Origin of the sequence: Stenotrophomonas sp. CFBP8994 (genome assembly GCF_034044835.1) — a bacterium.
In the GTDB taxonomy this organism is placed as follows: domain Bacteria; phylum Pseudomonadota; class Gammaproteobacteria; order Xanthomonadales; family Xanthomonadaceae; genus Stenotrophomonas; species Stenotrophomonas rhizophila_A.
In genome coordinates this window covers 147956-162037 of sequence record NZ_JAXCWT010000003.1, presented here as the reverse complement: position 1 = coordinate 162037, position 14082 = coordinate 147956, and the positions used below count along the sequence as shown (strand labels likewise).

General features: G+C 67.4%; 14 protein-coding genes. 6 read left to right on the top strand and 8 right to left on the bottom strand.

The genetic code is table 11. The features are described from left to right. Positions 1-45 precede the first annotated feature (45 nt). The gene (locus tag SOM39_RS09205; RefSeq protein WP_320458162.1) at positions 46-2166 is read right to left on the bottom strand and encodes a M13 family metallopeptidase; all 2121 of its coding nucleotides are present in this window, start codon (positions 2164-2166) and stop codon (positions 46-48) included. A 294-nt stretch (positions 2167-2460) separates the two neighbouring features. On the opposite strand from SOM39_RS09205, the gene SOM39_RS09200 reads away from it, so the two are divergent. The 3 genes from SOM39_RS09200 (at position 2461) to SOM39_RS09190 (ending at position 8216) form a co-directional block, all read left to right on the top strand. Then, entirely contained in the window at positions 2461-5409 is a 2949-nt protein-coding gene (locus SOM39_RS09200) for a bifunctional diguanylate cyclase/phosphodiesterase (RefSeq protein ID WP_320458161.1), read from the top strand. Positions 5410-5710: 301 nt separating this feature from the next. Beyond that, complete coding sequence (locus SOM39_RS09195; RefSeq protein ID WP_320458160.1) at positions 5711-6505, top strand: class III extradiol ring-cleavage dioxygenase; 795 nt, start codon at positions 5711-5713, stop codon at positions 6503-6505. Positions 6506-6572: 67 nt separating this feature from the next. Beyond that, positions 6573-8216 (top strand): Na+/H+ antiporter, encoded by a 1644-nt coding sequence (locus SOM39_RS09190; protein ID WP_068848952.1) that lies wholly within the window; start codon positions 6573-6575, stop codon positions 8214-8216. A gap of 51 nt (positions 8217-8267) precedes the next feature. On the opposite strand, the gene SOM39_RS09185 is transcribed toward SOM39_RS09190, so the two are convergent. Continuing rightward, positions 8268-8516, bottom strand: a complete 249-nt coding sequence (locus tag SOM39_RS09185) for a DUF3297 family protein (RefSeq protein WP_068854531.1) — start codon at positions 8514-8516, stop codon at positions 8268-8270. Between the two features lie 101 nt (positions 8517-8617). Between SOM39_RS09185 and SOM39_RS09180 the strand changes: the two genes are divergently transcribed. Then, positions 8618-9160, top strand: coding sequence for a DUF6630 family protein (locus SOM39_RS09180; RefSeq protein WP_093533051.1), 543 nt, complete (start codon positions 8618-8620; stop codon positions 9158-9160). Positions 9161-9197: 37 nt separating this feature from the next. On the opposite strand, the gene SOM39_RS09175 is transcribed toward SOM39_RS09180, so the two are convergent. The 5 genes from SOM39_RS09175 to msrB form a co-directional block, all read right to left on the bottom strand. Continuing rightward, positions 9198-9473, bottom strand: coding sequence for a DUF4031 domain-containing protein (locus SOM39_RS09175; RefSeq protein ID WP_068848955.1), 276 nt, complete (start codon positions 9471-9473; stop codon positions 9198-9200). 14 nt (positions 9474-9487) lie between these two features. Next, the gene (locus SOM39_RS09170) at positions 9488-9994 is read right to left on the bottom strand and encodes a hypothetical protein (RefSeq protein WP_093533052.1); all 507 of its coding nucleotides are present in this window, start codon (positions 9992-9994) and stop codon (positions 9488-9490) included. Positions 9995-10124: 130 nt separating this feature from the next. Then, entirely contained in the window at positions 10125-11102 is a 978-nt protein-coding gene (gene motB / locus SOM39_RS09165; RefSeq protein WP_320458159.1) for a flagellar motor protein MotB, read from the bottom strand. Between the two features lie 9 nt (positions 11103-11111). Continuing rightward, positions 11112-11966, bottom strand: coding sequence for a flagellar motor stator protein MotA (gene motA / locus SOM39_RS09160; protein ID WP_068848960.1), 855 nt, complete (start codon positions 11964-11966; stop codon positions 11112-11114). Positions 11967-12222: 256 nt separating this feature from the next. Beyond that, positions 12223-12690, bottom strand: a complete 468-nt coding sequence (msrB, locus tag SOM39_RS09155) for a peptide-methionine (R)-S-oxide reductase MsrB (RefSeq protein WP_320458158.1) — start codon at positions 12688-12690, stop codon at positions 12223-12225. 105 nt (positions 12691-12795) lie between these two features. Between msrB and SOM39_RS09150 the strand changes: the two genes are divergently transcribed. Beyond that, positions 12796-13203, top strand: a complete 408-nt coding sequence (locus SOM39_RS09150) for a classical arabinogalactan protein 4 (protein WP_320458157.1) — start codon at positions 12796-12798, stop codon at positions 13201-13203. 144 nt (positions 13204-13347) lie between these two features. Further along, a complete protein-coding gene (locus SOM39_RS09145) occupies positions 13348-13512 on the top strand; it encodes a lana protein (protein WP_068848964.1) in 165 nt (54 codons plus the stop codon). Positions 13513-13591: 79 nt separating this feature from the next. Here SOM39_RS09145 and SOM39_RS09140 read toward each other — a convergent pair whose 3' ends face one another. Then, positions 13592-14071 (bottom strand): AsnC family transcriptional regulator, encoded by a 480-nt coding sequence (locus tag SOM39_RS09140; RefSeq protein ID WP_070208992.1) that lies wholly within the window; start codon positions 14069-14071, stop codon positions 13592-13594. Between the last annotated feature and the right edge of the window lie 11 nt (positions 14072-14082).

Sequence of the window (14082 nt, the reverse complement as noted above, 5' to 3'; positions counted from 1 at the left end):
GGCCCATGCCCCCCAAAAAAACGGGCGCCGAAGCGCCCGTTTTTGTCACCACACCTTGACCCGCTTTTCCGGGGCCAGGTACAGCTTCTGGCCGTCCTTCACCTCGAAGGCGGGGTACCACGCGTCCAGGTTGCGCACGGTGAGCGCGCGGAACTGGCCGGGGGCGTGCACGTTGGTCAGCAGCGAATTGCGCAGGGCCTGTTCGCGGGCCTTGCTGCGCCACGCCTGGGCGAAGCCCAGGAAGAAGCGCTGGTCAGGCGTGAAGCCTTCCAGGGTCTGGCCCGGCTTGCCCTGCAGCGACAGCTGGTAGGCGTCGTAGGCCGTGGCCAGGCCAGCAACGTCGGCGATGTTCTCGCCCAGGGTGAGGCGGCCATTGACCGACACGCCCGGGAACGGCTGGTAGCTGCTGAACTGCGCAGCCAGCGCATCGCCGGCGGCATTGAACTTCTTCAGGTCCTCGGCCGTCCACCAGTTGTGCAGCTTGCCGGTTTCATCGAACAGCGCACCGGCGTTGTCGAAGCCATGGCTGATCTCATGGCCGATCACCGCGCCGATCGCGCCGTAGTTCACCGCATCGTCGGCGGCACCGTCGAAGAACGGCGGCTGCAGGATCGCGGCCGGGAACACCAGGCGGTTCTCCAGCGGCACGTTCATGGCGTTGATGGTCTGCGGCAGCATCGCCCATTCGCTGTGGTCCACCGGCTGGCCCAGCTTGGCCAGGTTGCGGCGGTACTCGAACTGGCTGGCGCGCTCGGCGTTGCCCAGCGCATCGTCGCGCTTCACTTCAAGGCCGGTGTAATCGCGCCACTTGTCCGGGTAGCCCATGCCCACGGTGAGGCCTTCAACCTTGGCCTTGGCGTGCGCCTTGGTTTCCGGCGACATCCATTCCAGCGCGTCGATGCGCTTGGCGAAGGCGGCGATGATGTTCTTTGCCATTTCATCGGCGCGCGCCTTGGTGGCCGGGTCGAAGTGCTTTTCGACATACAGCTTGCCGATCGCTTCGCCCACGGCGTTGTTGCTCTCATCCACCGCACGCTTCCAGCGCTCGCTCTGCTGCGGGGTGCCGTTGAGGGTGGTGCCGTGGAAGGCGAAGCGCGCATCGGCCAGTGCCTTGGGCAGGTACGGCGCGGCGCGGTCCAGGGCGTGGAAGGTCAGGTAGTCCTTCCACACATCCAGCGGTTCGGTGGCGACCAGGCGCGAGATGCCGGCCACGGCCTTGGGCTGCCACACGATGAAGTCGTCCTGCTTGTCCAGGCCGGCGGCGGCCAGGAACGCGGCCCAGTCCATGCCCGGCGCCTTCGCGCTCAGGTCGGCCTGCTTCCACGCGTTGGCACCCTTGGTCACGTCGTTGGTTTCTTCCTGGGTGGCGTGCGCCTGCGCGATGCGGGTTTCCAGCGCCAGGATGCGCTGCGCCTTGGCGGCCGGGTCGGCCACGCCGGCCAGCTGCAGCACCTGGGCGATATAGGCCTGGTACTGCTTGCGGATATCGGCCATGCGGCCGCCCTGCAGGTAGAAGTCGCGGTCAGGCAGGCCCAGGCCACCCTGCACCAGGTAGGGCGCATTGCGGTCCGGCTGCAGCAGGTCCACCGACACCCAGGTGCCGAACAGGCGGTCGGTGTAGAAGTTGGTGGCGTTGAGCAGGTCCACGTCGGCGCGCAGGGTGCCGCCCAGGGCGGTGGCCAGCGCGGCCTTGTCGCCGATGCCGCCGATGGCATCCAGCTCGGGCTTGATCGCGCCCATGCCGCGCGATTCGATCCCGGCCTCGTCCATGAAGGCGGCGTAGTAATCGCCGATCAGCTTGGTTTCGCCGCTGGCCTTGGTATCAGCGGCGGCGCCTTCGAGGATGGCGCGGGTGTCGGCCAGGGTCTTCTCGGAAATGACGTTGAAGCTGCCGTAGCTGGAGCGGTCGGCCGGAATTTCGGTGTTCTTCACCCAGCTGCCGTTGGCGAAGCCGAAGAAGTCATCGCCGGCGGCGACGCTGCGGTCCATGCCGGCGGCATCGAAGCCGAAGCTGCCCAGCTGCGGCTTGGGCGCGGCGGGCGGGGCGGCGGTATCGGCCGGCGGGGCAGCGGTCGGCGCGGCCGCATCGCGGTCGCAGGCGGCCAGGCCCAGCGACAGGCTGGCGGCAATGGCAAGCATCAGGGTGGGGCGGCGCAGCTTGGACATGGACTTCTCAGGCAACGGGGAAACCCCAAGTCTAATCCGCCGCCCGGCCCGGGAACCGGCGGGATCTGGCGGGAGTTGTGGCCGCATTGGGCTGCGTCAAGGTGTGACGGCTGTCGCACCCCTTCCCGAGCCGGGCGGGCTGGTGCATGCTGGGGGCAAGGCGCTGGGCCAAGGCCTTGCCCGTTGGGAACGGGCAAGAGAGACGTCAAGAAATTGCGACGTCGGCCGCTCAGGTTTGGGGAAACCAGGAAGCGTTTACATGAAGTCAGGCCGTCACCGAGGTAGAGGTACGCGATGCCCGCGCTGAGCCAGCCCATGGCGCGGCCGCTGCGCACCATCGTGTGGCTGGGCATCGGCCTGGGCCTGCTGCTTGGTGCGGGCCTGGTGGTGATGCTGGCCAATGATTACCAACGCCGGCTGGAGGCCGCCCAGCGGCAGAGCACGGCGCTGGCCACCGGTTCGCAGCGCCTGCTGCGACTGGAACTGCGCAACCTGGAACGCGCCATGCGCGGCATCGCCGCCGACGGCGCGCAGCTGTTCGAGCACGTGCCGGCGCAGGCACCGGACCTGCTGGACGAGGCCATCGATGGGGTGCTGCAGCGGCATGCGGAGCTGGAAAGCATCGTGGTGGTGGACCAGTTCGGCCGTGCACTGACCAGCGGCGGCGGTGACCTGACCCTGCCGCTGTGGGCGGTGGAGGCCCATCGTGGCCAGGACAGCCAGCTGTATCTGGGCCCGCCGCAGGACCTGGGCATGCGCCGCTGGGTGCTGCCGCTGGCGCTGCGCATGGGCGAGGACCGGTGGCTGCTCAGCCGGCTGCATACCAGCGAGCTGCAGTCGATCATCAGCGGGCTGGATATCGGCCTCCACGGCGTGCTCTCCATCAGTGATGTCACCGGCCATCTGCTGGCGCGCAGCCCCGACAACGACGGCTTGACCGGACAGCAGTTCAAACTGCAGCGGCGCGACCTGCTGGGCAGCGATACGGTGCTGCCGCTGGGCGTCGAACACAGTCCCATCGACAAGGTCGAGCGCATCACCACCCTCACCACGCTGGCCGAGTATCCGTTGGCGGTGTACGCCGGGCTGGGCCGGCAGGATGTGCTGGCGCCGTGGTGGCCCTACGTGCAGGCCTCGATCGGCCTGTACCTGCTGTACTGGGGGGCGTTCGCGCTGGTCTACACCAGCCTGCGCCGTGCCACCCGCCGCCAGGATGCGATGAGCGAGGAGCTGCGCACCGGCCATGCCGAGCTGCGCATGGCCCACCAGGTCGGCAAGATCTGCACCTGGACGGTGGACGAGGACGCCTCGGTGCTGCGCTGGTCGCCGCTGGCGCGGGAAATATTCGGCATCCCGCTCGATTCCCTGCCGGTGGCCGATTTCTTCAACCGTGTGCACCACGAGGATGCACAGCGGTTGCAGGCGGCGTTCGACGATGCGTTTGCCGGCAATGGCGTGCTGGATGAGATGTTCCGAATCGTGCTGCCGGGCGGTGCCACGCACTGGGTATCGGCGCGTGGCCAGCAGGTGGGTGGCAGCGACCGCGAGCGGCGCATGATCGGCGCGCTCACCGACGTGAGCGAGCGGGTCCAGGCGCTGGCACGCGCGCAGCAGGCCGAGCGCCAGTTCCGCCTGCTGTTCGACCGCAACCCGGCACCGTTCTGGGTGTTCGATCCGGACACGCTGCGGTTCCTGGAAGTGAACGAAGCGGCGGTGCGACAGTACGGCTACAGCCGCGATGAATTCCTGGCGATGAGCATCCTGGACATCCGCCCACGCGAAGGCTGGGAGGAAATCCGCGGCGCGATTGCCAACGCCGCCAGCGGCGACCTGCAGGATGCCAAGGTGCGCCTGCACCGGCGCAAGGACGGCACCGTATTCGAAGTGCGCGCGCACCTGGCGCGGTTGGACTTCGACGGGCGCGAGGCCTGCCTGGTGCTGGCCGAGGACATCAGCGACCGCATGGCCTATGAGCGTGACCTGGCCTACCACGCCACCCACAACCCGGCCACCGGGCTGCTCAACACGCGCGCGCTGGCCGCGCAGCTGGATGAGGAAGGCGGCAGCTACACCATCGCCTACGTGCAGTTCCGTGGCCTGCAGCTGGTGGCCGATACGCTGGGCCGCGAAGTGGGTGACGTGGTGCTGCAGGCCATGGCCAAGCGCCTGGGTGGGCTGGGCGTGCGCTATGGGTTGCTGGCGTTCCAGCCGGCCGAGGATTTCATCTTCGCCATCCGCGACGACCACGAGCGCCAGACCGCGCTGGATACGCTGGTGCAGACCGTCTCCGAACCCGTGCGCGGACAGGACTGGCTGCACCAGTTCGAACCGCGCATTGGCGTGGCAGTGAAGTTCGACGGCGATGTGGTCAGCGCCGAACAGGTGATCGGCATGGCCGCGCAGGCCGCGCATGCCGCGCGCGACGAAGGCAGCGTGATTGCCTGGTTCGACAGCGCGGTGAGTTCGCGGCTGGCCGACCGGCTGCGGCTGGCCGGGCGCATCCACAGCGCGATCGATGCCGAATTCGCGCTGTACTTCCAGCCGATCTGCCACGCCAGCGATGGCAGCCCGGCGGCGCTGGAGGCGCTGCTGCGCTGGCCGCAGGCCGATGGCAGCTTCATTCCGCCGGGCGAGTTCATCCAGCTGTGCGAAGACACCGGGTTGATCCTGGCGCTGGGCCGCTGGGTGATCCGTGAAGCAGCGCGTGCGCAGCGCCAGCTGGTGGATGCCGGCTGGGACCTGCCGATTGCGGTGAACGTCTCGGCGGTGCAGTTCTTCAACAGCGACCTGGTGGCCGAGTTCAGCCGTGCCAGCCAGGAATTCGGGCTGGCGCGCGGCGCACTGCACGTGGAGTTGACCGAGAGCAGCCTGATGCGCAAGCCGGGCCAGGCCAAGCAGACCATGCAGCGCATGCACGAGCAGGGCATCCATATTTCGCTGGACGACTTCGGTACTGGCTATTCGAACATGTCCTACCTGCAGCACCTGCCGCTGGACATCCTGAAGATCGACCGCAGCTTCGTGGCCGATGTGGAAACCAACCCGCGCAACGCCTCGATCTGCCGCGCGCTGTTGTCGCTGGGCCACAGCATGGGCCTGACGGTGATCGCTGAAGGCGTGGAAACCCCGGGGCAGCACGAATGGCTGGCCGCGCACGGCTGCGACCAGGTGCAGGGCTTCCTGCTGGGCCGGCCGGCGCCGCTGGCCGACGTGATAGGACGGCTGGAAACCGCCGCCGCGTAAAACGGCGGCCGGCATGCCGAACGGTAGCGCCGACTGTTAGTCGGCTGCATCACTAGGCGCAGGGCTACGGGCAGCCATATGCTGTGGCGAAGAGCAGCCGACTAACAGTCGGCGCTACCAGCAGATGTCACCCAGTAGATGCCACCCAGTAGATGGCACCCAGTAGATGGCACCCAGTAGATGGCACCCATGGTGCGCCGCCAGTGGAACAATGCGCACTGGATTTGGCGTTTATCATCACCGGTGAAAGCAATAAGCTGGGTCGGCATCGTTCTCGGTGCATTCGCCTGCTGGAGCCCCCATGACCCGCCTGCCCTCGCTGTACATTTCCCATGGTTCGCCGATGACCGCGTTGCAGCCGGGGCTGGTGGGCGTGCGCCTGGCCGAGCTGGCCGCGCAGCTGCCGCGCCCGCGCGCGATCGTGATGGCCTCGGCGCACTGGCTGACCCGCCAGCCGGTGGTGGGCGCGCACCCGCAGCCACCGACCATCCATGATTTCGGCGGCTTCCCGCAGGCGTTGTTCGACCTGCAGTACCCGGCGCCGGGCGACCCGGCCCTGGCCGAGGAGGTCGCGCAGCGGCTGGTGGCCGCCGGGCTGCCCACCGGCGTGGACCCGAGCCGTGGGCTGGACCACGGCGCCTGGGTGCCGCTGCGCCTGCTCTACCCGCAGGCTGACATTCCGGTGGTGCCGCTGGCGCTGCAGCCGCTGCAGGGCCCGGCCCACCAGTTCGCGCTGGGCCGCGCGCTGGCGCCACTGCGCGAACAGGGCGTGCTGCTGGTCGGCTCGGGCAGCATCACCCACAACCTGCACGACTTCCGCGACTACCAGCGCGGCGGCGAAGCGCCCTATGTGCGCCCCTTCATCGAATGGGTGGAGCAGCGCCTGCAGGCCAACGACAGCGCCGCGCTGCTCGATTACCGCCGTCAGGCGCCGTATGCCGAACGCGCGCACCCCACCGACGAGCACTTCCAACCGCTGCATTTCGCGCTTGGTACCGCCGGCGGTGAGGTGCTGGGCGCGCAGCGCATCGATGCCGGCATCGATGCGGGCATGCTGGCGATGGACATCTACCGCTTCGACGGGCAGGCGGCCTGAGTTCGCCGTTGTAGGACGCGGTTCGGGGTGGGTGTGGTAATTTTTTTCCAGGCTCTCTGGAAAATGCATGCATACGATTGAAGTCGTCCTGGCGATGCTGGTGGCGGTGGTCGCCAGCGGCTACCTGGTCCGCGTACTGCCGTTGTCGCTGCCGCTGCCGCTGGTGCAGATCGGCCTGGGTGCGGTGATTGCGGGGGTGTTCAACCGCGGCCACGCGCTGGAACCGGAGATGTTCTTCCTGTTGTTCCTGCCGCCGCTGCTGTTCCTGGACGGCTGGCGCATTCCCAAACAGGGCCTGTTCCGCGACAAGGGCGTGATCCTGGAGCTGGCCTTCGGGCTGGTGGTGTTCACCGTGATCGGCGCGGGCCTGCTGATCCACTGGATGATTCCGGTGATGCCGTTGGCGGTGGCGTTCGCACTGGCGGCGATCATTTCGCCGACCGACCCGGTGGCGGTCAGTTCGATCGCGTCGCGCGCGCCGATTCCCAAGCGGCTGATGCACATCCTCGAGGGCGAATCGCTGTTGAACGATGCCTCCGGCCTGGTCTGCTTCCGCTTCGCGGTGGCCGCGGTGATGACCGGTACCTTCTCGCTGGCAACGGCCTCGGTGACCTTCCTGTGGGTGGCGGTGGCCGGCCTGGCGATCGGCGTGGCGGTGACGCTCGGCGTGTCCACCTTCCAGCGCTGGCTGTGGCGGCGCTTCGGCGAAGAGCCGGGCGCGGCGCTGCTGGTCAACCTGCTGATTCCGTTCGCGGCCTACCTGCTGGCCGAAGAGGCCAACGCCTCGGGCATTCTCTCGGCGGTGGCCGCCGGTATCACCATGAGCTACGTGGAGCTTACCGGCCGCGTGTCCGGCAGCATGCGCGTGCAGCGCATGGCGGTGTGGAACATGCTGCAGTTCTCCTTCAACGGCATCATGTTCGTGCTGCTGGGCGAGCAGCTGCCGGGCATCGTGGACCGCGCCATGACCACGGTGAGCGAAAGCGGGCACCAGAGTGCGTGGTGGCTGCTGGTCTACGTGGTGGTGATCAACCTGGCCCTGGTGCTGCTGCGCCTGGCCTGGGTGTGGCTGTCGTTGCGCTGGAGCGTGCTGCGTGCGAAGCATCGCGGTGAAGCGCGGCCAGGCACCTCGTGGCGGATCGTGGTGGCCACCTCGGTGGCTGGCGTACGCGGTGCGATCACGCTGGCCGGCGTGTTGACCCTGCCGCTGTTCCTGCCCGATGGCAGCGCCTTCCCGGCACGCGACCTGGTGATCTTCCTGGCCGCGGCGGTGATCCTGGTGTCGCTGGTCGGTGCCAGCGTGGCGCTGCCGCGCCTGCTCAAGGGGCTGGAACTGCCGGCGGACTCGGGCGAGCGCAAGGAGGAAGACCTGGCGCGGCGGCTGGCCTCGAAGGCCGCGCTGGCCGGGGTCGAGCGCATGCGCCAGCAACTGGTGCAGAACCAGACCACCGACAACGTGCAGCTGTACAACGATGCGGCCTCACGGGTGAGCCTGCTGTACCAGCGCAACCTGGAAAAAGACCAGGGCCCGGATGCGGACCCGGAAAAGGTGCGGCGCATGGAGCAGGGCTACCGGCAGCTGCGCAGTGCCGGGTTGACCGCCGAACGCGAAGAACTGTTCCGGTTGACCCGGCGCGGGCGGATTTCCGACGAGATTTCGCGCAAGCTGATCCGCAACCTGGACCTGCTGGAAACCCGGCAAAAGGATTGACGGCGCAGCCGTCAATCCCGGGCAGCAACCGACCGTGGGTCGGGCGACCGATTATTCCGGCTTCTGATCCAGGTAATACGCCACCACGGTGCCCTTGACCTTGATGGTCATCGGGTTGCCCCGGCGGTCGCGGGCCTTGCCGGCCTGCACCCGGATCCAGCCTTCGCTGACCGAGTATTCCTCGACGTTGTCGCGCTCGACATCGTTGAAGCGGATGCCCACGCCGCGCTCCAGCGCTGCGGCATCGTGGAAGGGGCTGGTGGGGTTGATCGCCAGGTGATCGGGAGGGGTATCGCTCATGGTCATTGGATGCTGACAGCCACCACGGCCATCTTCAGGCGCACAGGATAACCGTAGGGTGGCCGTGGCAGAATGCCTGCCTGTCTCCAGGAATACCGGCCATGCCCGACAACAGCGACTATTTCGACTTCGAAGAAGACGAACGCGATTTCGACGAAGACGATTTCGAGGCCCGGATCTGGAACCTGTTCGTGCTGATCAACCCGGGCGACGAGGAACTGGGCCTGCAGCAGTTCAACCGCTGGCGCGAGGCGCTGCTGGAGAACGGTGAGGAGATCGACGAGGAGGCCGACTGGCTGCCGCCGCTGATGGCCGCCATTGCCTGGCAGTCCGGCTTCGAGGTGGAGCGTGAAGACACCGATGCGCTGGTGTCGGCGGTGAACGAGCTGTCCGCGCGCTGGAACCTGCAGCTGGACTGGGGTGGCGACCTGGATGACGAGGATTTTGCCGCCCACATCGACGCGCCGCGGCTGATGGGCACCGCCTACGACCGCCTGCGCGAGCACAATTACTCGCTGTGGAGCGTGGATACCGGCAACGGCGGCCTGGCCGGCTGGATGGCACTGCAGCGCGATGATGACGCCATGCTGGCGCTGTGTTCGCTGCTGGGGGTGGAAGTGCGGCCGGGCTCGGATCCGTTCTGACAGGTCACCCGACCCACGGTCGGGGGCTACCGGCGGATCAGGCCGTGTATTGCGATCTGGCGTTGGCGATGACGGCTTTGACCAGCGCCCGGTCGGTGTGCCGGGAAATGGCGGTCGCACCCAGCGCGATGGCCTGCAGGCGCAGGGGCGCGGGGACGTCGTAATGGGCGCCGCTGCGGCGGTTCTGGAAGGCCCGCCGGGGAATCCCGAGCTGCGCCGCCATGGCGTGCAGCTCGGGCAGGGTGTCGGCCATCAGATGCGCCCAGCGCTCGCCGCGCCAGGGGTGTACCGCATCGTCGATATAGACCGTCACCGGGTGGCCGTGGCTCAGGCCTGCGGCTTGTCGTCGCTGGCGGCCGGGGTGGCTTCGGCGTCCTCGGCAGCCGGTTCGGCGGCCGGGGCGTCTTCGGCAGCGGTGTCAGCGTCGTCACCTTCTTCGCCTTCTTCGCCTTCCACGCCTTCGAACTCGGAAACCAGCTGGCTCAGGTACTCGTCGGCGGTCTTGCCTTCATCGGCGGCCAGGTCGTCGATCAGCTGCTGCAGCTGGGTCGAGTACTCCAGGGTGACCTTGCGGCCTTCCTTCTCCTGGACATTGGAGAGGTGCTTGAGCATGGCCAGCATCGGCACCGGGTTGTCGGCGTTGCCCATGGTCTGGCCGCCGATGGCCAGCAGCCATTCGGTGCCCTGCAGGCCGATCGCAGCGACCACCTGGCCTTCTTCATTGGTCAGCACGGCATGGTTCTGGACCGGCTGCTGGGCGTTGAGGCGGTTGATCGGGCGCTTGGGCTGGAGCTTCTTGCGCTTGTCGCGCTTGGCCTTGGACTGCTTGGACATGGAATCGGTCTATCGGTACGGGAAAGACCGCCATTGTAGTGGGGGTTGCGCGGGGATGCTGGGACGAGCGGCTCATGGCCATGCACACCCCCCGGTAGGTAACGACCGTTGGTCGTTACGCCCGAAGGGCTCAGGGCGAAGCGGAGACGGGGGCAGCGGCCGGGGCCGGTGCCGGCGCGCCCTGGGCCGCCTGGATGTCAGCGTCCTGGACGGTCGGCGACAGCGCCACTTCCTGGCCCGAACCGGCCAGCGCGGCGGCTTCGGCGGCCTTGGTCATCACCACGATGCTGATGCGGCGGTTGATCGGGTTGTCCGGCTGGGTCTTGTCGAACAGCACCGAGGAGGACAGGCCGACCACGCGGGTGACCTTGTCGTCGGCCATGCCGCCATCGAGCAGCGCACGTCGGGCGGCATTGGCGCGGTCGGCGCTGAGCTCCCAGTTGCTGTAGCCGTGGGCGGCGTTGTACGCGGTGATGTCGGTATGGCCGGTGATGCTGATCCGGTTCGGCACGTGGTTGATGAACTGCGAGAGCTCGCGAAGGATGTCGCGCGTGTAGGTCTTCAGCGCGGCACTGCCCATGTCGAACATCGGCCGGTTCTGCTTGTCCACGATCTGGATGCGCAGGCCTTCCGGGGTCAGGTCCAGCAGCAGCTGGTCCTTGAACGGCTCCAGCGCCTGGCTCTTGCTGATCGCTTCTTCCAGTTCCTGCTTGAGCACTTCCAGCTGCTTCTTCTCACGCTCGCGCTCGTCTTCCTGCGGCACCGGGCGCTCGGCCTGCTGGTTCTGGAAGGGGTCGTTGCTGTTGCCGCGCGACACATCGGTGGCGCCGCCCAGCTTGATCATCGACGTGCTGGCGCCGCCCGGGCCGGCCATGCCCGGGGCGGGCGTGGGGCTCTGCCCGGTGAGCGGGCTGGGGTTGCGGAAGTATTCGGAAATGGACGCGCGTTCGGGCTTGGTGGTGGCCGCCATCAGCCACAGCACCAGGAAGAACGCCATCATGGCCGTGACGAAGTCGGCGTAGGCCACCTTCCAGGCGCCGCCATGGTGCGCGGCGTGGCCGCCTTTCTTGACCCGGCGGACGATGACGGTGGGTTTGTTCTCGGCCATGGCGGTGCCTTACTTGACCGTCTTGAGGTGCTGTTCGAATTCGCTGAAGCCCGGACGCACGTTGGACGGCAGGGTCTTGCGCGCGAACTCCAGCGCGATCTTCGGGTTGTAGCCGCGCAGGCAGGCCAGCAGGGCGGTCTTGACCGACTCATAGATGCGGCTGTCCTGCTCGGCGCGTGCTTCCACGGCCGCCGCCAGCGGGCTGACGAAGCCGTAGGCCAGCAGGATGCCCAGGAAGGTACCCACGAGCGCGCCGGCCACGTGCGCGCCCACTTCGGTGATTTCGCCACCGATCGAGCCCATGGTGATCACGATGCCCAGCACCGCCGCCACGATGCCGAAGCCGGGCAGGCCGTCGGAGACCTTGTTGAGCACGGCCGAGGGCTGCATGGCTTCGGCGTGGTGCTTTTCCAGCTCCATTTCCAGCAGCGGTTCCAGCTCGTGCGGTTCGATGTTGCTGCCGATCATCAGGCGCAGGCAGTCGGTCATGAAGTCGACCAGGTGGTGGTCGGCCTGCACCTTCGGATAGTTGGCGAAGATGGCGCTGTCGGCCGGGCGCTCGACATGGTCTTCCAGCGCCATGAAGCCTTCGCGGCGGGCCTTGTTGAGCAGTTCGTAGAGCAGGCTCAGGACATCGATGTAGTCCTGCTGCTTGTAGCGCGGGCCCTTGAACACGCCCACCGTGGCCTGCAGGGTCTGCTTGACGGTCTTGAGCGGGGTGCCGACCAGGAACGCGCCCAGCGCCGCGCCACCGATGATGACCAGCTCATAGGGCTGCCACAGCGCGCCGAGCTTGCCGTGCGCGCCGACATAGCCGCCGAGCACGCTGAGGATGACGATGAGGAAGCCAACAATGATGAGCATGGGGCGGGCGCGGCGGTGGGGATATCACCATGTCGGCCTGGCGCGCGCATTCTGAAGGGGGGCGTGGTCGGACGTCACAGTTTTGGCCGGCACGTCATACCCACCAACGGTGGGTACCTACCGGTGCATCGCCCAGTACCCACCAACGGTGGGTACCTACCGGGTACGTCGCCCGGAGGGTGCCGACCCGCCTCGTCCGGCGGGTGCCGCCCCTTGGTAGGTGCCCACCGTTGGTGGGCACGCATTGCCGGGGCGCTCAGCCGGCTGGCTGGGCCTCGGCTCCACCGCGTTGCAGCGGATCCGGGTAGGGCTGACCGTTGGCGGTGAACTGCAGCGAAACCGAATTCAGGCAATGCCGCTCGAACGTCGGCGCCGGTCCATCCGGGAACACGTGACCGAGATGGCTGTCACAGCGGGCGCAAACGATTTCAGTTCGCACCATGCCATGACTGACGTCACGGATTTCGCGCACATGGTCCGGGTCGAACGGGGCGAAGAAGCTCGGCCAGCCGGTGCCGGAGTCGAACTTGGTGCTGGAACGGAACAGCGGCAGGCCGCACAGGCGGCAGCCGTAGACGCCGTCCTGCTTGTTGTCCAGGAACACCCCACAGAACGGGGCTTCGGTGCCGTGCTGGAGCAGGACGCGGCGCTCGTCGGCGCTGAGCCCGGCCACCAGCGTGTCGCGCTGGGCGTCGCTGGGCGGGGAGAGATCGAATGCGGTCATGGGTGGTCCTCGTGGGGATGGCAGGAAAATGGGGGCGGCGGCGCCCGGGGGCAAGCGCCGATGGCATTCATGGTGCTGACACGCGCGCTGGCGCAGGGTGAATGCATGTCCCGTCGTGAGTCCGCCGCCATGAAACGCTTCTTCCGGGGTGTCGTGTCGCTGGCCGTGCTGCTGCCGCTGGTCGCGGTGGCGCAGATGGCCGCGCCACGCAAACCCACCGATACCCGCCCGCCCACCCCCGTGGTACCTGCGCAGGCGCCGTTGCCCGCGCCGGTGAACACCCCGGCGCAGACGACGCAGCAGCTGCGCACCCACCCCATCCAGAGCCAGGGGCCGGCCCAGGTGGTGCCGCCTCCGCCGCCGGCCACCACCGCGCCACCCAAGGTGTATGACCGACACGGCCGCATCGTGCCGGGCATGAAGCAGGCTGGCCCCAACCGCGTACTGGATACGCGCACCGGCCGCTATTACGACGCGGTGCCCACCGGTGATGGCCAACGCATCAAGCCCTGATGCATGAACGTTTCACAACCAATGCCCGCAGTCATCGGTGTCAACGCCGCAGCTCACTGCAATTTCGCCTGCGATTAACCGCCCGTCGCCGAGTCTGTACGTGCGCCGCAACAACGCGCATCCCCAAGCTCAGAAGGTGCAGTTATGGCTAATCAGCAGAAGGGCAATCCCGGCAAGATGCCGCAGGAACAGCAGGGCCAGCAGAACCAGAAATCCGGCCAGCAGAACCAGCAGCAATGGGATCAGCAGAACCAGAAGGGTGGCAAACAGCAGGACCAGCGCCACCAGGACCAGAAACAGCAGCGTTGATGCCTCTGGTCGGCAGCTACACAGGCGGTGCGCGCAAGCGCGCCGCCTTTTGCGTTTGCGAGGGGCGGTCCTGGGCGGCTCAGTCCGGAATCGGGAGGGTCAGCGTTTCCTTGACCTCTTCCATCACGATGTAGCTCTTGGATTCGCGCACGTGCGGCAGGGTCAACAGGGTGCTGCCCAGCAGCTTGCGGTAGGAAGCCATTTCGCTGATGCGCGCCTTGAGCAGGTAATCGAAATCGCCCGAGACCAGGTGGCATTCCAGTACGTTGGGCAGCTTCAGCGCCGCGCGGCGGAACTCCTCGAAGATGTCGCCGGATTTGTAGGCCAGGCTGATCTCCACGAACACCAGCAGGCTGGCCTTGAGGTACTGCGGGTCCAGCCGTGCGTAATAGCCGGTGATGGCGCCATCGCGCTCCAGCCGGCGCACCCGCTCGGTGCAGGGGGTGGTGGACAGCCCGACGCGCTCGCCCAGTTCGGTGAAGGAAATGCGCCCCTCCTCCTGCAGGATGCGCAGGATCTTGCGGTCGATCTTGTCCAGCTCGCGGGAACGGGCGGCCATGGCGTCAGCCT